The organism is Pseudomonas sp. R1-18, assembly GCF_051132095.1.
In the GTDB taxonomy this organism is placed as follows: domain Bacteria; phylum Pseudomonadota; class Gammaproteobacteria; order Pseudomonadales; family Pseudomonadaceae; genus Aquipseudomonas.
In genome coordinates, this window is record NZ_CP071658.1 from 1,015,047 (window position 1) to 1,036,010 (window position 20,964).

At 60.1% G+C, this 20,964-nt stretch carries 17 protein-coding genes and 1 pseudogene; 6 read left to right on the forward strand and 12 right to left on the reverse strand.

What is annotated here, in order from left to right:
* Positions 1–16: 16 nt before the first annotated feature.
* Positions 17–3,070, reverse strand: a complete 3,054-nt coding sequence (locus J3P77_RS04670) for a Tc toxin subunit A (RefSeq protein ID WP_434679941.1) — start codon at positions 3,068–3,070, stop codon at positions 17–19.
* Between the two features lie 154 nt (positions 3,071–3,224).
* Complete coding sequence (locus J3P77_RS04675; protein WP_434679942.1) at positions 3,225–4,748, reverse strand: fumarate hydratase; 1,524 nt, start codon at positions 4,746–4,748, stop codon at positions 3,225–3,227.
* A 187-nt stretch (positions 4,749–4,935) separates the two neighbouring features.
* Here J3P77_RS04675 and J3P77_RS04680 point away from each other — a divergent pair, with 187 nt between their 5' ends.
* Positions 4,936–5,886 carry an iron-sulfur-binding ferredoxin reductase gene (locus J3P77_RS04680; RefSeq protein ID WP_434679944.1) on the forward strand — a complete coding sequence of 317 codons (951 nt, stop codon included), beginning with the start codon at positions 4,936–4,938 and terminating at the stop codon, positions 5,884–5,886.
* 152 nt (positions 5,887–6,038) lie between these two features.
* On the opposite strand, the gene pyk is transcribed toward J3P77_RS04680, so the two are convergent.
* Complete coding sequence (gene pyk, locus J3P77_RS04685) at positions 6,039–7,490, reverse strand: pyruvate kinase (RefSeq protein ID WP_434679947.1); 1,452 nt, start codon at positions 7,488–7,490, stop codon at positions 6,039–6,041.
* Between the two features lie 177 nt (positions 7,491–7,667).
* Here pyk and J3P77_RS04690 point away from each other — a divergent pair, with 177 nt between their 5' ends.
* Together J3P77_RS04690 and J3P77_RS04695 are read left to right on the forward strand one after the other, a co-directional pair.
* A complete protein-coding gene (locus J3P77_RS04690; protein WP_434679949.1) occupies positions 7,668–8,042 on the forward strand; it encodes a tetratricopeptide repeat protein in 375 nt (124 codons plus the stop codon).
* A gap of 194 nt (positions 8,043–8,236) precedes the next feature.
* On the forward strand, positions 8,237–8,596 hold the full coding sequence (locus J3P77_RS04695) for a PilZ domain-containing protein (protein WP_434679951.1): 360 nt from the start codon (positions 8,237–8,239) through the stop codon (positions 8,594–8,596).
* A gap of 21 nt (positions 8,597–8,617) precedes the next feature.
* On the opposite strand, the gene J3P77_RS04700 is transcribed toward J3P77_RS04695, so the two are convergent.
* Genes J3P77_RS04700 through J3P77_RS04725 form a run of 6 tightly spaced genes read right to left on the reverse strand, consistent with a single transcriptional unit; the run spans position 8,618 to position 15,481 of the window.
* Positions 8,618–9,961: a DUF58 domain-containing protein gene (locus J3P77_RS04700; protein ID WP_434679953.1), complete on the reverse strand. Its 1,344-nt coding sequence runs from the start codon at positions 9,959–9,961 to the stop codon at positions 8,618–8,620.
* On the reverse strand, positions 9,958–10,986 hold the full coding sequence (locus J3P77_RS04705; protein ID WP_434679955.1) for an AAA family ATPase: 1,029 nt from the start codon (positions 10,984–10,986) through the stop codon (positions 9,958–9,960). Before J3P77_RS04705 ends, J3P77_RS04700 begins: the two co-directional genes overlap by 4 nt.
* Positions 10,983–12,200: a DUF4350 domain-containing protein gene (locus tag J3P77_RS04710; RefSeq protein ID WP_434679957.1), complete on the reverse strand. Its 1,218-nt coding sequence runs from the start codon at positions 12,198–12,200 to the stop codon at positions 10,983–10,985. The genes J3P77_RS04705 and J3P77_RS04710 overlap by 4 nt, the downstream gene beginning before the upstream one ends.
* The gene (locus tag J3P77_RS04715) at positions 12,197–13,792 is read right to left on the reverse strand and encodes a DUF4129 domain-containing protein (protein ID WP_434679959.1); all 1,596 of its coding nucleotides are present in this window, start codon (positions 13,790–13,792) and stop codon (positions 12,197–12,199) included. Before J3P77_RS04715 ends, J3P77_RS04710 begins: the two co-directional genes overlap by 4 nt.
* Positions 13,779–14,759 carry a stage II sporulation protein M gene (locus J3P77_RS04720; RefSeq protein WP_434679960.1) on the reverse strand — a complete coding sequence of 327 codons (981 nt, stop codon included), beginning with the start codon at positions 14,757–14,759 and terminating at the stop codon, positions 13,779–13,781. The genes J3P77_RS04715 and J3P77_RS04720 overlap by 14 nt, the downstream gene beginning before the upstream one ends.
* Positions 14,756–15,481, reverse strand: a complete 726-nt coding sequence (locus J3P77_RS04725; protein WP_434679961.1) for an RDD family protein — start codon at positions 15,479–15,481, stop codon at positions 14,756–14,758. The genes J3P77_RS04720 and J3P77_RS04725 overlap by 4 nt, the downstream gene beginning before the upstream one ends.
* Before the next feature lie 184 nt (positions 15,482–15,665).
* Between J3P77_RS04725 and sbcB the strand changes: the two genes are divergently transcribed.
* Positions 15,666–17,096 carry an exodeoxyribonuclease I gene (sbcB, locus tag J3P77_RS04730; RefSeq protein ID WP_434679962.1) on the forward strand — a complete coding sequence of 477 codons (1,431 nt, stop codon included), beginning with the start codon at positions 15,666–15,668 and terminating at the stop codon, positions 17,094–17,096.
* A gap of 85 nt (positions 17,097–17,181) precedes the next feature.
* On the opposite strand, the gene mvaT is transcribed toward sbcB, so the two are convergent.
* Positions 17,182–17,559, reverse strand: coding sequence for a histone-like nucleoid-structuring protein MvaT (gene mvaT / locus J3P77_RS04735; protein WP_125831155.1), 378 nt, complete (start codon positions 17,557–17,559; stop codon positions 17,182–17,184).
* Positions 17,560–17,915: 356 nt separating this feature from the next.
* Here mvaT and purU point away from each other — a divergent pair, with 356 nt between their 5' ends.
* Together purU and J3P77_RS04745 are read left to right on the forward strand one after the other, a co-directional pair.
* Complete coding sequence (purU, locus tag J3P77_RS04740) at positions 17,916–18,767, forward strand: formyltetrahydrofolate deformylase (RefSeq protein ID WP_434679964.1); 852 nt, start codon at positions 17,916–17,918, stop codon at positions 18,765–18,767.
* 57 nt (positions 18,768–18,824) lie between these two features.
* Positions 18,825–19,016, forward strand: a complete 192-nt coding sequence (locus tag J3P77_RS04745) for a hypothetical protein (protein WP_434679966.1) — start codon at positions 18,825–18,827, stop codon at positions 19,014–19,016.
* On the opposite strand, the pseudogene J3P77_RS04750 reads toward J3P77_RS04745, so the two are convergent.
* Together J3P77_RS04750 and J3P77_RS04755 are read right to left on the reverse strand one after the other, a co-directional pair.
* Positions 19,013–19,759, reverse strand: a pseudogene (locus J3P77_RS04750) (DUF2334 domain-containing protein); the annotation flags it as partial. The gene J3P77_RS04745 and the pseudogene J3P77_RS04750 sit on opposite strands and share 4 nt — an antisense overlap.
* Entirely contained in the window at positions 19,752–20,843 is a 1,092-nt protein-coding gene (locus J3P77_RS04755; RefSeq protein ID WP_434679968.1) for a glycosyltransferase family 4 protein, read from the reverse strand. The gene J3P77_RS04755 and the pseudogene J3P77_RS04750, both read right to left, overlap by 8 nt.
* Positions 20,844–20,964 lie beyond the last annotated feature (121 nt).

The window sequence follows — 20,964 nt, forward strand, 5'->3', positions numbered from 1 at the left end:
AGGTCAATCCCTGGCTTCAGCGTCGAGCGGCCGCCATGACGGCTTCGCCGACGGCTTTCCAGTGTTCGGTTGCGCTGGAGGGTGCAAGGGCTGTGGTCTTCAGAGTCTGTTCTGCTCCAAGGCCGGTGAGCATGCCTACCGCGCGTATGCGAATGACCCAGTCGACTTCGTGCATGGAGACGGCAATCCCTCCGTGTTCGCTCAAGAAGGCACTGGCGATCAATAGTTCAGACGCATTCCATCCCGAGAGCGGAGCCAGGGCGCTGGCGCAGCGTTGAGCGTGTTCATCCGCGTCGACCGATTCAGCGCTGTTGGCCAACCTCAGGTAATCGAGCAGGATCGGCTCAGGATGCCCGCTGCTGTCCCGCCAGACACGATAGCGGTCCAATAGGTAGAAGGTTTCCAGTGATAATTTCAAGGGTGCCGGCATCCCGGAACGCAGCCATCGTGGCACGGCCAGAAAGGTGCGCAATGCCTGAGCGCTCAAGCCTAGCTGCAGACTCACCTCGGCATGGCGCATCAAGTTCATCAGGCTGTCGATCACAGCCATGCCTGCTTCAGTCAGAGGCAAGCTCAAAGGTGCGCCGGAAGTAGCCGCCAGAAGCTCGCCAAGAAAATGGTCGGCGCTGCTTCCCGCCCAGCGCATCACCGTTTCGCAACGATCCTGAGGCAGCTCCGCGCGGGTTTGCAGCAAGTCCTCCATCAAACGGTGTTGAGCAAGGTAGGCCTTGAGAATGACTTCCAGAAAGCGCGCCGACAGGTCGGTTTTAACGGCCTCGCTCAGCTCAACAGGAGCCAGTTGCGTCTGGATGATTGTCTTGAACGCCGCAGGCAGGTTTTCAGCAAGTGCTACAGCGGGTGCGATGACGAGTCTGTAGCCAGAAATCAGCGGAGCAAGTACCTCCACTATCCAGTGGATGGGTTCGCCCCAATCGTCGAACAGGGGAAATTTCAACAGCTCGATCCGCAGTTTCGATTCGTTCGCGTCTTTCGCTAACTGGTTGAGTTGATCGATAAGGCTTTGAGAAATTTGAGCGGGTACACCGTCAATCCCCAGCTGACGCCGCAGGGTTGCGACATCGTATCCGGTTTCAGTGAGCCAGGTTACAGTCCAGTCCATCTGCATCAGGATATCGAGGACGTCGGGCTCGGTGTCTGACCCATTGGAAGCAGTACGCAGCTCACCTGTCACGACTTTTTTCCGGTACGACTCGCCGCCGAGCAGATCAAGCAGCGCGCGGCTATCCCTCGCTGTCAGCCCGAACATGGCAGCGATGCGAGTCTGGCGATAGAGCGACGATACGATTTTCAGGCTGCGTTTGAGGGGTTGAGGGGCGTTGCCGATAAGTTCGTGAGTATCAGTCGCCAGCGGCCACAGATCTTCTCGGGTCTGAGGCAGATGCAACCCTGAACAGAGCTGAGCAAGGGTCCTGGCGGTGCCGCTGTCCGTACCCGCAAGCTCGAAAGTCGTCCCGTCCAGCTTCAGAGGGCTGTCGAACAACAGAGGGCTATTGAACACCTGATCGAACATCGGTAAGCGGCCGTCATTAGCATGAACGCTCAACACGCCAACAAACGCAGCGAATTCTTGCGGCCCCAGTTTGTACTGCCTGTGCAGGTAGCGGTAGATTCCCAAGGCGCGCAACAGAGTCGCAGTCAGCAGCCATTCGAGGTTCTCGGTGTCTTGCGAACGAATGACTGCCATGATCAGAGTGTCCAGATCGCCAAAAGGTATTTCCATCCAGCGTTGAAGGCGAATCATTCGTTGAAGACGGTCAAAGCGGTCAACATTGGAATGGAGCAGCCGGGTTATTCCTGTCGCGTCTGTGCTCAGTTCCATCGCGGGCAACCGGGCCGGTCCATTGACATAGCAGGCACCGTACCGAATCGGTGGATCGACAGCTGCCGATTCAGATCCGGCAGCGTTACTTCCGGCGTCGGTAACGTTGGGCGAGCTGTAAGGCGCATGGTCATGCACTGCCAGCAAGGCTTCGACCGCCTGACTTTCAAGGCCGGTTTTATCCATGAACAGCTTGAGAAGATCCAAGGGGTTGGCGGTACCAGGAAGGTACTCGGAGTCATAATGGTCTTTGAAAAAGCGGGTAATGATTGTCGGGTCATTCCGGCCATCATGGGCCTGACCTGGGTCGAGAGTCCCGTCGGCGGTCCGGCCAGTCGGCGATGGCAGCGGGGGAGCCAGCACAATGGACTGCCGCTGCGGACTTAATCCGCTCATCAATATCTGTGCGATGGCACTGCCGTGTTGCAGCGACCCGTAAGCTGCGCTGCGCGCAGAAGTGGCCGGAACTTCACGGCTGCCGCAGTAGTTGAGTTCGCCCAGTCGCGGTTTCTTGCCGCTCAGGGCCAGAGTGATCTGTCGATGATGAAAATTGTAAGGAAATAGAAACGGATGCTTCCTGTCCGCTACCAGTTGAAGGATGGTTCGACCTCTGAGTTCTTCGACAGTATCGGTGTATTCATGAATGGCCCGACTCAGAACGTTATTGACGATTTCCAGAGTAGGGACTGGGGTGAATGTGGTTTGCTGGTCAATGACCAGATCTTTGAGGTCTGGGCGGCGTACGTCCAGATGGATTCGAGAAACTTCGTCGTCGCTGCCCTCCAATTGCTCCTTGGCAAACCTGTACAGCGAGGTGAGATAAGCAGCCGGCGAATCCTTGGCCTCAATGGCTCCTACCTTGCAGAACAGGTCCCAGTTTTCCTTGAACAGGTTGGGGAAACTGGGCCCGATATCGACCAGGGAGCGAACTCCGGTGCGGCGGGTCAGGCTTTGCATGCGGCCTGAAGAAACAAGCTGGTTGCGATACAGGCGCACGATCTGAGTGGCGTAGCAGCATGCGTTTTCATAAGCCAGATCGCCGTTCGCATCGCTGTACTGACGCAGCTCGCGTACGAAGGCGGGTTTGGCGCGGCGCACAATATCGAACACCGAACTGATATTCATGGCGCTCATAGCCTCGACGAACGACAGCTGACCATCGTCTCGGTCCGCGTTCGGTTGTTCGGCCCTGGCCAGGTTTCGTAGAAGGGAGAATGGCTGATCTGTCATGATGGCGCTCCTGCAATCATGACCTCAGTGTCGCGAAGATCCACTGACTCCGGCTAGTTGATAGAAATGCTAGGTTTGCGAAACGACGAGTGATCTGTGCACCGCATCGGGCATAAAAAACCCGGCTTTCGCCGGGTTTTTCGTTGCAACGCGCTTACTGCACTTCTACCGCCAGACTATCGCTGATCTTCTTCTGCCAGATCGCGGGCCCTGTGATGTGGACCGACTCGCCGTTGGCGTCTACAGCCACAGTCACCGGCATATCCTTGACCTCGAACTCGTAGATCGCTTCCATGCCCAGTTCGGCGAAGGCCACGACTTTGGATTTCTTGATAGCCTGGGCTACCAGGTAGGCAGCGCCGCCGACAGCCATCAGGTACACGGCCTTGTGGTCCTTGATCGCATCGATGGCGGTCGGGCCGCGCTCGGATTTGCCGATCATGCCCAGCAGGCCGGTCTGGTCGAGGATCTGACGGGTGAACTTGTCCATCCGCGTTGCCGTGGTCGGACCGGCCGGCCCGACCACTTCTTCGCGTACCGGATCGACCGGCCCAACGTAGTAGATGAAGCGACCCTTGAGGTCCACCGGCAGAGTTTCGCCCTTGTTCAGCATCTCTACCATGCGCTTGTGAGCGGCATCGCGACCAGTCAGCATCTTGCCGTTGAGCAGTACGGTTTCGCCCGGCTTCCAGCTCTGGACTTCTTCCGGCGTCAGGGTGTCGAGGTTGACTCGACGAGCGGACGGACCCGCTTCCCAGACGATTTCCGGGTAGGCATCCAGCGATGGAGCTTCCAGTGAGGCCGGGCCTGAACCGTCGAGCACGAAGTGAGCGTGACGGGTGGCGGCGCAGTTAGGGATCATGCATACCGGCAGGGAGGCGGCGTGAGTCGGGTAGTCCATGATCTTGACGTCGAGCACGGTGGTCAGACCGCCAAGGCCCTGGGCGCCGATGCCCAGCTGGTTGACCTTATCGAACAGCTCCAGACGCATTTCCTCAATGCGGTTTTGCGGGCCACGTGCCTTGAGCTCGTGAATGTCGATGGACTCCATCAACACTTCCTTGGCCATGACCGCGGCTTTCTCGGCCGTGCCGCCGATGCCGATGCCGAGCATGCCCGGCGGGCACCAGCCGGCGCCCATGGTCGGAACGGTTTTCAGCACCCAGTCGACGATCGAGTCGGACGGGTTGAGCATCGCCATCTTCGACTTGTTCTCCGAGCCGCCGCCCTTGGCCGCGACGTCCACTTCAACGGTATTACCCGGCACGATGGAGTAGTGGATAACCGCTGGAGTATTGTCCTTGGTGTTTTTGCGAGCACCCGCCGGGTCGGCCAGGATCGACGCGCGCAGCACGTTTTCCGGGAGGTTGTAAGCGCGACGCACGCCTTCGTTGATCATGTCGTCCAGACCCATGGTGGCGCCGTCCCAGCGCACGTCCATGCCGACGCGTACAAATACGGTGACGATGCCGGTGTCCTGGCAGATCGGACGGTGACCAGTCGCGCACATGCGCGAATTGATCAGAATCTGGGCGATGGAGTCGCGCGCTGCAGGCGACTCTTCACGCAGATACGCTTCATGCATCGCCTGGATGAAATCCACGGGATGGTAATAGGAAATGAACTGCAATGCGTCGGCAACGCTCTGAATCAGGTCGTCTTGCTTGATCACGGTCATGCGGCGCGCTCCTCTATGGGGACGGGAACATTCAATTACGCTATCGGCGAGCGGCTGGAACCGCGGCAGGAACCTGCGTTTTTTTCAGCAGGCCGAAGCGGGCGCAAAAAGGCGCGGCAGTATAACCCGGTCATTGGGCCAATCTGTACAATCACGGATATTTTCTGCGCTGGCCTGGAACTTTCCGATGCCTGAATTACATGCCGGCGACCGCCATTGGTCGGTCGCGGCGGGCAGCAATCTGCTGGACGCCCTGAATCAGGCGGGCCTGGCCGTGCCTTACAGCTGTCGGGCGGGCAGTTGCCATGCGTGTCTGGTTCGTTGCGTAAAGGGCGAGCCGAACGATTCGCAGCCCGACGCATTGGCGTCCGACAAGCGTCGCGAGGGCTGGCGTCTGGCGTGCCAATGTCAGGTGGTCGAGAACCTCAGTATTGAGGTCTTCGATGCTGCACGTGATGGCCTGCCGGCAAAGGTTGCCGGCTGCGACTGGCTGAGCCCCGACGTGCTGCGCTTGCGCCTGGAACCTGAGCGACCGTTGCGTTATCAGGCCGGACAACATCTGGTGCTGTGGACCGACAGCGGCATTGCGCGGCCGTATTCTCTGGCGAGCCTGCCTGGCGAGGATCGGTTTCTGGAGTTCCACCTCGATTGCCGCCGTCCTGGTGCGTTCAGCGATGCGGCGCGTCAAATGCGGGTTGGTGATCCGATCCGTCTGGGCGAGTTGCGTGGCGGGGCGTTGCGATATGACCCTGAATGGCAGGATCTTCCTCTACTGTTGCTGGCGGCCGGGACCGGGCTGGGTCCGCTGTGGGGTGTATTGCGCGAAGCTCTGCGGCAAGAGCATCAGGGCGCGATCCATCTCTTGCACCTTGCACAAGGTAATGACGAGCATTACCTGGCAAGTGAACTGCACGCGTTGGCCGCCGTGCATCCCGGATTGCAGGTAAAGCTGATCACCCCCGACCAGTTGCCGGAGGCTTTGAACGAGATGCGGCTGCTGTCGCGCAGGGCCATGGCGCTGGTATGCGGGAGCCCGGCGAGCGTCGAGAACTTCGCCAGGCGCTTGTATCTGTCGGGGCTGCCGCGTAACCAGTTGTTGGCGGATGCCTTTGTCGGCCCGGGTGGTTCAGTCGGTTGACGCCGAGCACGGACGCAGCGTTCGTTGCTTGTCCGAAGTAGGTGAAGAAAATGCCGTTTTCTGTCTGAAATGTCTGCGGGCTGAGGCTGTCCGGAAAGCAAAAAGCCCCGACTCTTTCGAGCCGGGGCTTTTGGGTCTTGCAGGTCTGGTTTTCAGACCAGCGGATCGCCGACGTGCAGGATCTTCATGCCGTTGGTGCCACCGATGGTGTGGTAGCTGTCACCCTTGGTGAGGATGACCCAGTCACCTTGCTCCACGAGACCGCGTTTGAGCAGCTCGTCCACGGCGGACTGACTGACCTGGCCTGGCGGCAGGTTCGCCGGGTCGAACGGCACGGTGTAGACACCACGGAACATGGCGGCGCGAGCCTGGGTTTCACGGTGTGGGGAGAACGCATAGATCGGCACCGAAGAACGGATGCGCGACATGATCAGCGGGGTGTAGCCGCTTTCGGTCAGCGCGATGATCGCTTTCACACCAGGGAAGTGGTTGGCCGTGTACATGGCCGCCAGCGCGATGCTTTCGTCACAACGGGTAAAGGTGTGACCAATGCGGTGGCTGGATGTCTTGCCCGTCGGATGCCGCTCGGCACCGAGGCAGATGCGCGCCATCGCCTGGACCGCTTCGATCGGGTACGAGCCCGCAGCGCTTTCAGCCGAGAGCATGACAGCGTCGGTGTAGTCGAGCACGGCATTGGCCACGTCGGACACTTCGGCGCGAGTCGGCATCGGGCTGGAAATCATCGATTCCATCATCTGCGTGGCAACGATCACTGCCTTGTTATGGCGGCGTGCGTGCAGGATGATTTTCTTCTGGATACCGACCAGTTCGGCGTCGCCGATTTCCACGCCCAGGTCGCCACGGGCAACCATGACCGCATCACTGGCACGGATCAGCGCGTCGAGCACTTCATCGTTGGCTACCGCTTCGGCGCGTTCGATCTTGGCGACCAGCCAGGCAGTACCGCCCGACTCATCGCGCAACTGGCGCGCATATTCCATGTCCGCGGCATCGCGAGGGAAGGAAACGGCCAGATAGTCCAACTCCATCTCGGCAGCCAGCTTGATGTCCTGCTTGTCCTTTTCCGTCAGCGCCGGGGCAGTCAGGCCACCGCCACGACGGTTGATGCCTTTGTGGTCCGACAGCGGTCCGCCGATCAACACGGTGCAATGCAGTTCTTCAGCGGTCTGGGTATCGACACGCATGACCACGCGCCCGTCGTCGAGCAGCAACTCGTCGCCAACGCCGCAGTCCTTTACCAGATCCGGGTAATCGATGCCGACGATCTGTTGATTGCCGTCGGTCAGTGGATGCGCGGTAGAGAAGGTGAACTTGTCACCGACTTTCAATTCGATTCGCTTGTTGGCAAACTTGGCGATCCGGATTTTCGGACCTTGCAAGTCACCCAGCAGTGCGACGAAACGGCCGTGTCTGGCGGCGATTTCGCGGATCAGCCTGGCGCGAGCCTTGTGCTCGTCAGGGGTTCCGTGGGAAAAGTTGAGACGGGCGACATCCAGACCCGAAAGGATCAGTTGCTCGATCACTTCCGGCGAATTACTGGCAGGGCCAAGTGTGGCGACGATTTTGGTGCGGCGAACGGTCATGCACAAACTCCTTAATTGAAGCGCAGCGAGAGGCTACTCCTGTCTGTGCTTTTAGTCATTGTTCCTTTGCACTAGTGTGCTGCCGGTCGGCAGGGCGCAGCGCTGACAGCAGGTGCTCAATCCCGGGTGAAGAAAACCGCCGTGAGGTCGATAAAGGGCAGAGGACAGGAGACTCCCATGCGTATTCTAATGATTGCTTTAATGCTTGCTGCGGTCAGCGGCTGCACCCGATGGTCCATGAATTCCAACCTTGACCATGCCTATCTGGCTTATGAACGTGGCGATTGCGACCGGGTAATGCTCGATCTTTCCAAGGTCGAACGTCAGAGCCGCACCCGCCGTTATGTCCAGCCTGAAGTCTCGATGTTGCGAGGGCAATGTCTTGAAAGGCAAAAGCTTTACGTGGATGCTGCGCAGACTTATCAATACCTGATGACCCATTACCCTGACAGCGAATATGCGTATCGTGCGCGCGCTCGTCTGGATACGCTTTCACAATCAGGGCACTTTCCGAAAGCTCCACCGGTCCAAACCTATCCTGCTTCACGTTGATTACACCCGATTGGATGACTGGTGGCGTTTTCGGGTGGATGTCAGCGATTTTTGAGCTAGGCTAACTGTCACGTACGCAATATCCGTCAAGGTTTTGCGTCAAGGAGGTCCTGCAGCAGGGAGCAGTTTCACGGCTGCAGCAAAGAAAACATGTTGTGCATGACCACGCTAACTGGTCTCTAAAGGCGGCCGCCATGCTTAAAGAACGAAGAATCGAACGTCATCAGCTACAGGATTATCTACAGGTCTTCAATCGGCTGACCGACAGGCCTATTGGGTGTCTGGGCAATGTTTCGGACAATGGGCTCATGGTCATCAGCGACTTGCCGATGTTGACCGGTGCGAAGTTCGAGCTTCGACTCAAAGTCCCGGATAACAGCGACGGACAAAAGTTTATCGATGTTCAGGGAACGTGCATGTGGTGTAAGGAAGACGAAACGCCGGGCAGCTACGACTCCGGGTTCCTTCTGGCCGATACACCTGCTGACTACCTCGAATTCATCCACCTGCTGCGACGCTATTTCAGTTTTCATGCGCTGGAAGCTTCGGCTTGAGCGCGTAGCGTTACCGTCGTGCTACAAGGTGCCGGCCTTCTTCCAGCTCAGGTAGCGCGTCACCAGCTTCGGTCCCAGTCCGGCGGGATCGGAGTCCAGAACCGGTACGCCTTGTGCGATCAAACGGTCGTGCAATTGGGCTCTGGCATTGAGCACATCTACCGTCCCGCAGTAGGTCAGGGCTTGATCGTAGTTGCGCACCGGCGACTGGCGAACCCCGTCGAGCATCTGTTCACGCAGGTTCGCGATCAACACCCGGTGCTGACGGCTCAGCTGTTTCACCGCGCCGAGCAGTTCCTCGTCTTCCTCATCCCGCAGATTGGTCACCAGCACCACCAGCGCACGTTTTTTCTGGCGAGCCAGAAGCTGACGCACCGCGAGGGCGTAGTCGGCGGGTCGACGTGTGGATTCCAGGTCATAAACCATGTTGAGCAGCGGATGCAGCTGGCTCTGGCCTTTGACCGGCGATAGATAGCGTTCCTGGTCGGTGGCGAACGTCGACAGCCCGACCGCATCACCCTGGCGAAGCGCGATGTAGCTCAACAGCAGGCAAGCGTTGAGCGCATGGTGGAAGTGCGAAAGATCGCCGTCCTGACTGCGCATGCGCCGACCGCAGTCGAGCAGAAAAACGATCTGCTGATCGCGCTCGTCCTGGTACTCCCTGGCAATGGGCGTTCGCTGACGAGCCGTGGCTTTCCAGTCGATTTGACGCAGGCTGTCGCCTTCCCGAAATTCGCGCAGCTGGTTGAATTCCAGCCCCAGGCCGCGACGTTGATGCTGGCGCACGCCCATCTGGCCCAGCCAGTTATCCATGGCCAGCAGTTGGCCGCCGTAGACACGGGCAAAGTCCGGGTACACGCGAGTCCTGTCGACCAGCGGCAGGTAACGCCGGGCGGTCCATAAGCGTAGCGGGCTCGACACGTGAACCTCGCAGTGTTCGAACGTGAACGGGCCGCGCTGCACAGGTCGTACGCGGTAGCTCAAATGCGTGCTACGGCCCGGCATCAATCTCCCTGACTGGGGCAGGTTTTCCGTTTCCATGCCCGAAGGTGGATGGTCTATGACGCGGATGGTCACGTCGCCCGGAAAGTCGTGCGTGACGTCCAGCCGGATGTCGCTCCAGCGTCCCAGCGCCATGCTGCCCGGAAGGTAGCGTCGCAAGCCGGGTGATGGCCGTCGTTTCAGTTTCAACAGATCGATCAGCGCCAGCCCGGCCAGCGCCAGAAAAGCTCCGTACAAAAGCCGGGTGACAAGCGTCGGCACCGGATGACCCAGTGTGGCCGACGCGTCGAGCAGCAGGGCAATGCCGGCCAGCGCAGCAAGGGCATACAGCAGGCGTGCGGAAGGCTTGAATGCCTGCTTCATGAACGCGGCGCCGGAACCTGATCCAGCAGTTGCTTGAGTACCTGGTCCACCGAAAGGCCTTCGATATCCAGCTCCGGTGCCAGCCTGACCCGATGACGCAGGACCGCCAGAGCACATCCCTTGATGTCATCCGGAACGACGAACTCCGCACCGCGCAGCAGGGCCCTGGCGCGACCGCCGCGAACCAGGGCGATGGACGCACGTGGCCCGGCGCCCAGGCTCAGACCTGGCCAGGTGCGAGTGCTGCGCGCCAGGCGCACCGCATAATCGAGCACCTGCTCGTCGACCGGCAGGTCGCTGGCGATACGTTGCAGCACCTGAACATCCCGGGCTTGCATGACGACTTTCAGAGGCTGCACGTCGAGCATGTCCGCCCGGGTCGAACGCGTGACCTGCCGCACCATGCTCAACTCCTGTTGAGCGTCGGGATAGTCCATTCGCAGTTTCAGCATGAAGCGGTCCAGCTCCGCTTCCGGGAGCGGGTAAGTGCCTTCCTGCTCGATGGGATTCTGGGTTGCAAGCACCATGAACGGCTGGCCGATCGGCAGCGCCCGGCCTTCCAGCGTCACTTGCCGCTCCTGCATGGCTTCGAGCAGCGCCGCCTGGGTTTTGGCGGGTGCGCGGTTGATTTCATCCGCCAGTAAAAGGTTGGTGAACAGCGGACCCTTGCGCAGCTTGAACTGCTCGGTCTGCATGTCGTAGACGGCATGGCCGGTGACATCGCTGGGCATCAGGTCGGGCGTGAACTGGATGCGCGCGAACTCGCCGCCAAAGCAGCGGGCCAGGGCACGGACCAGCAGCGTCTTGCCCAGCCCCGGTACGCCCTCGACCAGCACATGACCGCCGCCGATGAGCGCGGTCAGCACGTCGTCGATTACGGCCTCCTGGCCGATGACCGCCTTTTGCAATTCGCTGCGCAGCGATTGGGCCAGCTGGCTCGCGCGTTGGCGTTGCTGGGTGGGGGTGCTGGTCGCCGCTTCGACGGTCGGGCCGGTGCTTTGGGGGTCGGTGATGGGGTCACTCATAGGGCATTCCTGAGGGTTTGCAGGTGGGCAACCTGACGGGTGAAGTCTGCCCTGGAAACGCGTTGCTTCGGCCGAGGCCGCAGCGCATCGCTGATGGCGCTGGTGGGCTGCTGCGTCAGGCGCGCCAGCACTTGCCACTGGTCGGCGACGCCCAGTTGGTCGAAACCGGGGTGACGCTGACGAGCGCGACGCAGGATGTCCAGTTGCAGATGCTTGAGCAGCGCCTGCTGGCCGCTGTGTCTGGTAAGGAAGTCCGCGCAGGCTCGGGCGTGTTCGGTCAGCTGACGTCGACCTTTTGGAGCGGGCAACGTCATCGGGCCTTCACGCAGGGCGACGTGCCACAGGGTCATACCGATCAACAGCCCCAGGCACGACAACGTCAGCGAAAAATGGCGCATGAGCAAGGTGAGCAGGGTGGCATGCTCTGTCCGTAGTATCAGAGTCACCGCACTGTCCTGGGTCAGATACCACAGCAGCCAGGCGTTGTCGTATCTGGCGATGGCGCGGTTTTTCCACAGTTCGGCATCGCTTAGCACGGTTATCAGGCCACCGCCGTAATTCATTTGCAGAAGATGGGTGGCATCCGCGCTGTTGGCCCAGGAATGAGCCTGATCTTCAGGGTCTTCCAGATGAAAGGCCGGATTGAAGCTCATGTAGGCCGGTGCGTTTTCGTTCTCCAGATACAAGCGCGTCAGCTCCGGCCATGGCACTCTCGGCACACTGGCTCCGGGTGCCGCGAGTGGTATAGACAGCCTCGGTGGAGCGGCGTCGTATTGCCGGTCAGGTTGTTTCAGATCTTTGCTGAGGTATTGGCGGACTCCGACCTTGTCCAGCAACAGGTCGCCGCTGCGGCCAACGGTTTCGTCCCATAACTGCTCGGCCACCACCAGCAGATGCCCGCCAGCGCTTGTCCATTCCAGAAGTGCCTGCACCTGACCGGGCGTCATGTTCTCCCGGCTGTCGAGGAGCAGAAGCGTTTGCCGGTCCTGACGCGGGTCAGGGGGGCTGGCGAAGGTATCTGCCACATTGACCTGAACTGTGCGCTGGCGCAGAAAACGCTCGGCCGCCAGATAGGGATTGGCCCTTACCTCAGGTGAAGGACCCTGGTCCACGGTTTCCTCGTAGTGTTCCAGATGCCTGAATGCATAGCTGCCAAACAAGGCCAGGACGAGGAATATCAGGAGCCCGAATGTTATTCGTCTGCTTCGGCTCATCGTGTTGCCTCGGCATCGAACAGTCGGCGCCAGCCGTCGCATAATTCGCCCTGTGACGCGGCGGGTGGCAGACGATGGCCGTAAGCAAGGTTCTGCCAATGCCCGGTGAGTTCCCGAGTGAACGCGGTCAACGCAGGCTGATTCAACTGCGCGACCCGCTGTAGCACTTCGCCTTCCGTATCCGCGTTTTTGAGCGGTAGCTGATGTTCTGTGAGCAACCGGTTGAGCAAGGCGCGGTACAGCAGAGCCAGCGCTTCTCTGGGCTGGCTGGCCCACATTCGCTCCACGCTGCCGGCAATGTCCGGCGGCAAAGTCTGGACACCCACTTGAAGGCCGAAAAGTTGAGTCGGCGTGTCGCGCGAGGCTTTGGCAGGTCGGGTCCTGGGGCTGACGAAAGCAGCGAACCACTGGCGGTAACGCCACGCGACCCAGCCGCTCAGCCCGATGACCGCCGCCCATAGCAATACCTCGAACGAGCGCGTGACGACCTGCGCCGTTTCCATCAATCCATTCAGCCATCTGACCAATGAGGACCCGGCCTGGCTGGCGGAGGTCTTGTCCTGAGGGTTGACCTGTTCCGGAAAGCGCCAGCCCGAGACCTGTTTCAAGTTGCGGAAGGGTGGCTGTTGCAACAGATCCTTGATTGCCTGTTGAGCTGCCTCGCTGGTCAGTGCCTGATGTGTGAGGCGCGGCGCGTCCGGTGCGGCCTGGGTGTCATTCGCTGTCCGGGGTTCCGGTTCCGGTTCCGGTATGGGGCAGCTGAGATCACCGCTATCGGCCCACGCCGGGGTCGTGGCCGGCACGATGAGCAGGAAGGATCCGAGCAACAGCGCGTAGGCTGTCCCGACAAGTCGCTGACGCAACCGCCGGAAGATCAGCTCGATGTCCCAGGCTTCCAGAACAGTACGCCGGTTGAGATAGAGGCTGAAACCGCAGGCGACGTAGACGGGCTCCCAGACGATCAGCACCAGCGCATAGAAGGCATTGGTCAGATGATCGATCGGGTTCGCATCGACTTCGGTGCTCAGCAGGTTGCGCCACAGCCACTCCGTTTCCAGCTGTTGTGGTATCAGGGCATACAGCAATACGCTCAACCCGATCCAGAGCGCGGCTTCCAGATGGACGCCGACCAGCGTAAGCAGGCGCGCCGCGCGCAGGTCCGTGCGGCTGAGAGTTTGCACGCGCAAGGCACGCGGAGCTCCTGAAAGGTTCTCCAGTTGCTGCACCGGCAGCAGGAAGCTGCGGCTCAAGCTGAGCCTGCGCCACAACAGGCTCGGCACAAGCTGGGACCGGAGTGTACCGGGCCATGCTTTGAGCGCCTGTTTCAGGGTGGGAACGGATCCGAATAACGCTTGCGAGAGAATCAGCAATGGCAGCCGTTCGAAGAGGGGTTTCAGCCACCAGAACAACAGGATGGCGAGGTACGGCTGGTTATGGAAGACGAGGCTGAGCACGACGAAGATGGGCAGCGTCACGATGGCCCAGCTGGTCATCAGCAGGGTCCGATGTTCACGCGCAAGCAGTACGCCCAGGTCGATGGCTTCCCAGGGAGTTCTCGGACGCAGCTCGACGGTCGCTTCAGTCAGGCGCATGGAAGCTCCGACCTGCGAAGACCAGATAGGCGGCCACCAACAGCCATAACAGTGAGCCGACCAGATATTTGACGAGAGGCTGCGGCCAGGTTGTTGATGACCAGTAGGCTTCGATAAAGGCTGCAATGATCAACAGCAGGATCACGCCAGCGATCATTTGCGCGCTGGTCTTCGCGGCCAGTCGCAGTGCTTCGCTTCGGCTATACGGGCCGGGTGCCAGCAGTGCCCAGCCAAGCTTGAGCCCCGCAGCGCCGGCCAGAGCGATGCCGGTCAGCTCGAACGCGCCGTGGCCGATCACGAACGACCAGAACGTCTGTCCCAGCCCCTGCGTTGTCAGGTGGCCGGCCATGGCGCCGATCATCAACCCGTTGAACAGCAGGAAGAACAGGCTGCCCAGACCCAACAGCAGCCCGGTGGCGTACGTCTGAAATGCGATGCCGATGTTGTTCATGATGTAGTAGCCGAACATCATCCAGTCTTCACCGGAACCGCGTTCGGGTGTCGGACCGATCCGCTCGGCCGACGAGTCGTACATGCGTTCCAGCTCGTTGACCTGTTGCGGGTCCACCACGCTGTAGACCAGATCCGGGAAGACGTACACCAACAGCCCCATGACCGCGAGGCTGCCGAAGAACAGCAGACTGGCCGCCAGCACCAGACGCCATTCGGCGCGCACCAGTCGTGGAAAACCGGCGAGGACAAATCCTGCGAGCCAGGCGCCGGGTGCAGCGCGATGGCGGTAGAGCTGCTGATGCGCGCGCATGGCCAACTGTTGCAACGGGTCTACCAGATGGCTGCTGTAACCGCGCTCCTGGGCGAGGCTCAGCTGGTGGCAGATGCGTCGGTAGTCGCTGGCGAATGTCTCGCTGGCCTTTGGGGCCGCCTTGCCTCGTTCGAGCGCGTCGAGCTGATTGCTGAAGCGTTGCCACTGCGCCTGATGACGCGCTTCGAAGGTTGTCTGCTTCATGTCGGGCCCAGCAAGCCGCGGGCGATGCCGTTGATGTGGTCAAGCGCTCGCTCGGACGGGACATGCAGGGGGGCGGCGAGAATAGCCGCCAGCTCCCGCGCCCGTGCTTCGGACAGCTCGCTCTGACGCTCGGCGAGGTTCATTACCGCTCGCTGCTCTTCCAGTTTCAGCGGGAAAGGGCTGATGAGAGGCGCGGCGTCCGGCAGGACAGGGCGCTTGAACGGCAGGTCTTCGTGAACGACCAATGTACCGGCGGCGAGGTCGCCCAGCCGTTTGAAAGCGGGATGGTTGAGGCAGCTGATGGCGCCGAGGCTGTAGCCGAAAGGCAGCATGTCGACGAATCGCAACAGGTTGCGGGTCAGGGATGAAGCCCAGCCGACCGGCGTGCCATCGTCCTGCAGCACTCGTAGACCCAGGAAGCGCTTGCCCGGCGTTCGGCCCTGATCGAAAACCTCGAACAGCACCATGTACCACCAATTGACGACGAACAGCAGAATGGCCGCCAGCCCCATGCCGAGCGTATCGAACAGGCTGAGTACGAGCAGAAGTGCCCCCGTCGTCAGCGCCCGGATGCCGAAGTCGATCGCAAACGCCAACGCTCGGGGCACCAGGCCCGCCGGGCGCAGAATCAGATCGATTCCTTCCGGGGTTTCGATGCGTATCCGCGTGTCCAGCGACAAGGCTGAAACACCATCTCGTGGCGGCGTGGGAGGGAATGACATTATTGGCAGGCGGTACCTGAAGGGGAAAACTGATGCTAGCTACCGGAACCGGAGTAGGCAACCTGCGGTTATTGTCCACGCTTGTAAGAAACGGTTACGAGAGTCGAGAGACCAGGCGTCAGTCATTGGCTATCTCGTGGTGACAGGCCCTACACTTTGCCTGACTTCTGTTCGGGACAAGACTGTGACTTCCAGCATCTTCTGGTACGACTACGAAACGACCGGCATCAATCCGCGCAACGATCGCGCGCTGCAGATGGCCGGGATTCGTACTGATGCCGACCTCAACGAAATCGCGGTGCCGGTCAATCTGTACTGCCAGCCCAGCGACGACATCCTGCCCCATCCGGCGGCCTGCATGATCACCGGGATCACCCCCCGGCGTCTGGCCGAAAAGGGGTTGAGCGAGGCGGATTTCATGACCCGCGTACACGCCGAGCTTGCGGCTCCCGGCACCTGCGGCGCTGGCTATAACACGCTGCGATTCGACGATGAGGTTACGCGCTACAGCCTGTATCGCAATTTCTTCGATCCTTACGGCCGCGAATGGCAGGGCGGCAACAGTCGCTGGGACCTTATTGATGTGGTGCGCGCGGCGTATGCGTTGCGCCCCGACGGCATCGTCTGGCCACAGGAGGACGGTCGGGTCACGCTCCGGCTTGAAAAACTGACCGCCGCCAATGGCATCGACCATGGCCATGCGCATGACGCGTTATCGGACGTTCGCGCCACGATTGCGCTGGCGCGCCTGATCCGTGACCGGCAGCCACGGCTTTACAACTTCCTGTTCGCGTTGCGCAGCAAGCAGAAAGTGCAGGAACAGATCCGCCTCATGCAACCGCTGGTACATATCTCCGGGCGTTTCTCTGCGGCACGCAGTTATCTTGGCGTCGTGCTGCCGTTGGCCTGGCACCCGAGCAACCGAAATGCGCTCATTGTCTGCGACCTGCATCTGGACCACGCGCCTCTGCTGGAGCACGACGTGGAGGTGCTCAAGCAGCGCCTGTACACCCGCCGGGAAGCATTGGCCGAGGGCGAGCTGCCGGTTCCCCTGAAACTTCTGCACATAAATCGTTGCCCGGTGGTGGCTCCGCTCAATGTATTGCGGCCTGAAGACCAGGAGCGGTTACAACTGGATATGGGAAGCTTCGAGGCGCGTGTCGCGCTCTTGAATGAGAGTCGGGACATCTGGCATCGGAAACTCCATGCGCTGTATGGCAAGGATGAATTCGCCGGCAGCGAAGATCCCGAGCAGCAGTTGTACGAAGGATTCATCGGGGAGCGGGATCGGCGCCTGTGTGAACAAGTCCGTCAGGCGGAGCCTGAACAACTGGCTCGCGAGTCCTGGCCGTTCGACGATCCACGTTTGCCGGAGTTGTTATTCAGGTATCGCGCGAGAAACTTCCCTGAGACTTTGACCGGACAAGAGCGCAAACGCTGGCTGGAATTCTGTCAGGCACGGCTGCAGCGCCCGGAATACGGGGCTCCTAATACTATTCAAAGTTTCTCGAAAGCACTGGACGAGTTGTCTCTAGATGCCAGGCCTGATCAGCTGTCCGTGTTGCGGCAGTGGCAGGATTATGTAGAAGCGCTGCGTGAGCGACTAATGATATGACGTGGGAAGGTAAAAATTCTGACAATAAAAAACGCCAGCTTGCTGGCGTTTTCCATTGGCAGTATCAGGTACTGTCGCGTAAAGCTTAGCCCAGCAGAGTGGCCCAGCTTTCGACTTCGTCGCCGCCCCACTTGGCTTTCCACTCTTTAAGCGTCTTGTGGTTGCCGCCTTTGGTTTCGATGACTTCACCGTTGTGCGGGTTTTTGTACTGTTTGACCTTGCGCGCGCGCTTGGTGCCAGTAGTTTTCACGGCGCCACGTGGAGCCTTGTTAACTTTGGAGTCCGGATCCAGCAGGGCAATGATGTCGCGCAGCGATTTTTGATATTCGCCCATCAGGGTGCGCAGTTTGCCTTCGAATTCCAGCTCGGTTTGCAGTTTGTCGTCTTGCGACAGGTTCTTCAGACGAGCCTGCAGTTCTTTGATGGCTTCTTCCGTAGCACGGTATTCGTTGATCAGGGACATGAGGGAGACCTATGTTGAGACGATTCAGGGTTACAGTGGGGCAATAATAGTCAGAGGTCTTGAGCAAGTAAACATCAAATAAAAGTTTTATCTGAACTGTGCGTCAATATACAGATTTCCTACAGAAGGCAGAAACTAGAGTCGCACTGTATCGACCTGCAAGATGCTCGCTATAAACCCGTACTTGGCCTGCCACTTCCTACACGCGAAAGCACACATCCAAAGATACTGGCACTCTGCAATCTGGCGGTCTGGAGATGCGCCGATCTGTCGCCGTTGCGAATCGACAGGAATACTGCAGTTTTGCCGGATAACCGCTAGAATAGCGGCTTTGCGAAGTTCTGGAGTTTCCCCTAATGCGCACTTTTCGTCTGGTGATTGCTTGTCCGGACCGTGTTGGCATCGTTGCCAAAGTCAGCAACTTTATCGCCGCTCACAATGGCTGGATTACCGAAGCGAGCCACCATTCGGACAATCTCAGTGGCTGGTTCTTCATGCGCCACGAGATTCGTGCCGACACACTGCCGTTCGATCTGGAAGGCTTCCGCCAGGCCTTCACGCCGATTGCCGAAGAATTTTCCATGGACTGGCGTATCACGGACTCGGCGCAGAAGAAACGTGTGGTACTGATGGCCAGCCGCGAATCCCACTGCCTGGCAGACCTGCTGCACCGCTGGCACAGCGATGAACTGGACTGCGATATTGCCTGCGTGATTTCCAACCACCAGGATTTGCGCAGCATGGTGGAGTGGCACGATATTCCCTACTACCACGTTCCGGTCGACCCGAAGGACAAGGAACCGGCTTTCGCCGAAGTATCGCGTCTGGTCGGGCACCATCAGGCCGACGTCGTCGTGCTGGCGCGCTACATGCAGATCCTGCCGCCTGAGCTGTGCCGCGAGTACGCGCATCAGGTCATCAACATTCACCACAGTTTCCTGCCGTCGTTCGTGGGCGCCAAACCCTATCACCAGGCCTCTCTGCGCGGCGTCAAGCTGATCGGCGCGACCTGCCATTACGTGACTGAAGAACTCGATGCGGGCCCGATCATCGAGCAGGACGTAGTGCGCGTCAGCCACCGCGACAGCATCGAGAACATGGTGCGCTTCGGCCGCGATGTGGAAAAAATGGTTCTGGCGCGTGGTCTGCGCGCGCATTTGGAAGATCGCGTATTGGTACACGATAACAAGACCGTGGTTTTCGACTGATCCAGGTTTCGGGCGGGATGCCTGCGGCCAGCCGCAGGAACCATACGGGTGAGCCTCATGACCGATCCCCTTGATAAAGCGACGTCCAAAGCCCCGGCCACGATTGGGGAGGGATGCCTCAGTCGTTACGACCCCGACGAACTGACCCCGGATGACGGCACTGATTTCGATGGTGCCGCGCAACTGTGGCAGGAGTTGCATCCCACCAACGAAGCCGATTCCACGCCGGAATCCGGGAGAGATGCCTGAGCCTGTAGCCAGGCGATCTTGGTGACCGGATGGCGGCCTTCTTCCAGCAAACGCCTGATTGCCGCCAGCCAGTAGTCTCTGGACAGTTCGTGAGCCATGTCCACAGGATGCAGGCCCAGGCGAATGACAGGCGAAGTGCGCAGCTGGTGTTCTCTCAATTGGCTGTAGGTTTTCGACAAGCCGCGGCGCCAGGCGCTACGCGCGCTCCAGACGATGCCCGGCGCGGCGATTGGCGAAAAATCCGGCAAGCGATAGAAATGGCTGACATCACTGGTGTAGACCAGCGGCAACCTGCGCAAGGCTTCGCGAGTGCCGCCGCTCATCAGCCAGGCCGGCGCAACAAAACCGTGCAGCGGCCAGCCTGATCTGTCGAACAGTTCGATTCCTCGCGTCAGGCGTGCAAGCGCTTGAGCTTCATCGAGTCTGTAGAACTCGCCTTCCCAGGTGTAGACACGTCGCATGAAATATTCGCGAACGGTTCTCGGTGCGGCGCCGTCGTCGCAGTGGAAGTAACCGTGCAGCGCCAGTTCGTCGCCGCGCTCCACCCGACTGTCCAGTACCCGGCGCAGCCCGTGATCGGCTTCCAGCGGATGGCGCTTGTGAAAGTCGGGCACCACCAGCCAAGTGATGGGTACACCGCCAAGCTGATCAACTTCGCGGACGAAGGCTTCATACGCCGGCCACGTCGGTGGGGCGACATCGTGCAGTACCAGCATGACACTGCGTGGGACGGGCTCAGCCATGGGCGAGCACCGGCAAGCGATGCCCCAGCACCGCCTGGTAGTGTTTCAGCAGCCCGGCAACCACCGTGTCCCAGCTGTAACGGCCTTCGACATGCTGTCGGGCCGCGCGCCCGATTTCCCGTACGTCCTCGCTGAACAGCTGCCGCACGGCCCGCGCCATGTCATCAGGATTGTTGGCCTCGCAGAGCACGCCGCAATTTCGTGGGACAAGTTCAGTGAACGCCCCGACCGCCACCGCAACCACCGGGATGCCGCTGGCCATGGCCTCCAGTACGACCAGGCCGAAGGTCTCTTGGTCGCCCGCATGCAAGAGCGCATCCGCACTGGCCAGCAGACGTGCCAGTTGAGGCGTTTTGCAGAACTGACGGACGGTCGAGACGTTGTCCGGCACTTGCATCGGCAAGTGAGAGCCCACCAACAGTAGGTGATAGCGCGGGCCAAGCTTGCGCATGACGTGCAGCAGCACAGGCAGATTTTTCTCTTTCGAGCCGCGACCGGCGAAAATCAGCAGGCGCGTATGTGCGCTCAGGCCAAGCTCGCGCTTGACGTCCGGATCGCGACGTTCCGGATGGAAGGCCAGCAGGTCGACGCCCAGAGGTTGCACATGCACGTTGTCGACGCCCATGCCGACCAGCTTGTCGACCATGACCTGACTGGGCGCGAGCACGCGGTCGAAATTGCCGTAGAGTCTGGTGATATAAGCCTGAACGCTGGTACCCATCCAGCTGCCCATGCGGTTTCTGACCAGCAGCGGCAGATCCGAATGATAGAAGCCGATGACCGGAACGTTGAGCTGACGTCGCGCATCCAGCGCAGCCCAGGCTGTGAGATAGGGATCGCCGGCCTCGATAAGGTCCGGCTGCAGGTCTTCCAGCGCCTGGCGCCAGGGCGAAACACGCAGCGGGAAGCGATAGCCATTGCCGAACGGCAGTGCCGGGGCGGGTACCTTGTACACCCCGTCGCTGTGAGTGCTGCGCGCGCCGGGGATCAGCAGGCTGTGTCTGACCTCCGGATATTTGCCCAGCCGTCGGTGCTTGGCGTCCAGGTAAGTGCGTACGCCGCCGCTGGCGGGGGCGTAGAACATTGTCATGTCCGCAATGTGCACGAGAACAGTCCTCCGGTCCGTGGCCTTCGTATCCAGCCTCTGACAAGAATAGATGCTCACCGACGAGTCGACTGTCAGCGCAGGCACCCGTGAACGCCGG

Bases quoted from the DNA above. Each gene is read 5' to 3' on its own strand.
- J3P77_RS04675 (WP_434679942.1), bottom strand. From the start codon at position 4,748: ATGACCGTGATCAAGCAAGACGACCTGATTCAGAGCGTTGCCGACGCA.
- pyk (WP_434679947.1), bottom strand. From the start codon at position 7,490: ATGACCGTTCGCCGCACCAAAATCGTCGCCACACTTGGCCCTGCCAGT.
- J3P77_RS04700 (WP_434679953.1), bottom strand. From the start codon at position 9,961: ATGAAGCAGGCATTCAAGCCTTCCGCACGCCTGCTGTATGCCCTTGCT.
- J3P77_RS04720 (WP_434679960.1), bottom strand. From the start codon at position 14,759: ATGAAGCAGACAACCTTCGAAGCGCGTCATCAGGCGCAGTGGCAACGC.
- J3P77_RS04705 (WP_434679955.1), bottom strand. From the start codon at position 10,986: ATGAGTGACCCCATCACCGACCCCCAAAGCACCGGCCCGACCGTCGAA.
- purU (WP_434679964.1), top strand. From the start codon at position 17,916: ATGCGCACTTTTCGTCTGGTGATTGCTTGTCCGGACCGTGTTGGCATC.
- J3P77_RS04745 (WP_434679966.1), top strand. From the start codon at position 18,825: ATGACCGATCCCCTTGATAAAGCGACGTCCAAAGCCCCGGCCACGATT.
- J3P77_RS04710 (WP_434679957.1), bottom strand. From the start codon at position 12,200: ATGAGCCGAAGCAGACGAATAACATTCGGGCTCCTGATATTCCTCGTC.
- J3P77_RS04755 (WP_434679968.1), bottom strand. From the start codon at position 20,843: ATGTTCTACGCCCCCGCCAGCGGCGGCGTACGCACTTACCTGGACGCC.
- mvaT (WP_125831155.1), bottom strand. From the start codon at position 17,559: ATGTCCCTGATCAACGAATACCGTGCTACGGAAGAAGCCATCAAAGAA.
- J3P77_RS04690 (WP_434679949.1), top strand. From the start codon at position 7,668: ATGCGTATTCTAATGATTGCTTTAATGCTTGCTGCGGTCAGCGGCTGC.
- J3P77_RS04725 (WP_434679961.1), bottom strand. From the start codon at position 15,481: ATGTCATTCCCTCCCACGCCGCCACGAGATGGTGTTTCAGCCTTGTCG.
- J3P77_RS04715 (WP_434679959.1), bottom strand. From the start codon at position 13,792: ATGCGCCTGACTGAAGCGACCGTCGAGCTGCGTCCGAGAACTCCCTGG.
- J3P77_RS04680 (WP_434679944.1), top strand. From the start codon at position 4,936: ATGCCTGAATTACATGCCGGCGACCGCCATTGGTCGGTCGCGGCGGGC.
- J3P77_RS04695 (WP_434679951.1), top strand. From the start codon at position 8,237: ATGCTTAAAGAACGAAGAATCGAACGTCATCAGCTACAGGATTATCTA.
- J3P77_RS04670 (WP_434679941.1), bottom strand. From the start codon at position 3,070: ATGACAGATCAGCCATTCTCCCTTCTACGAAACCTGGCCAGGGCCGAA.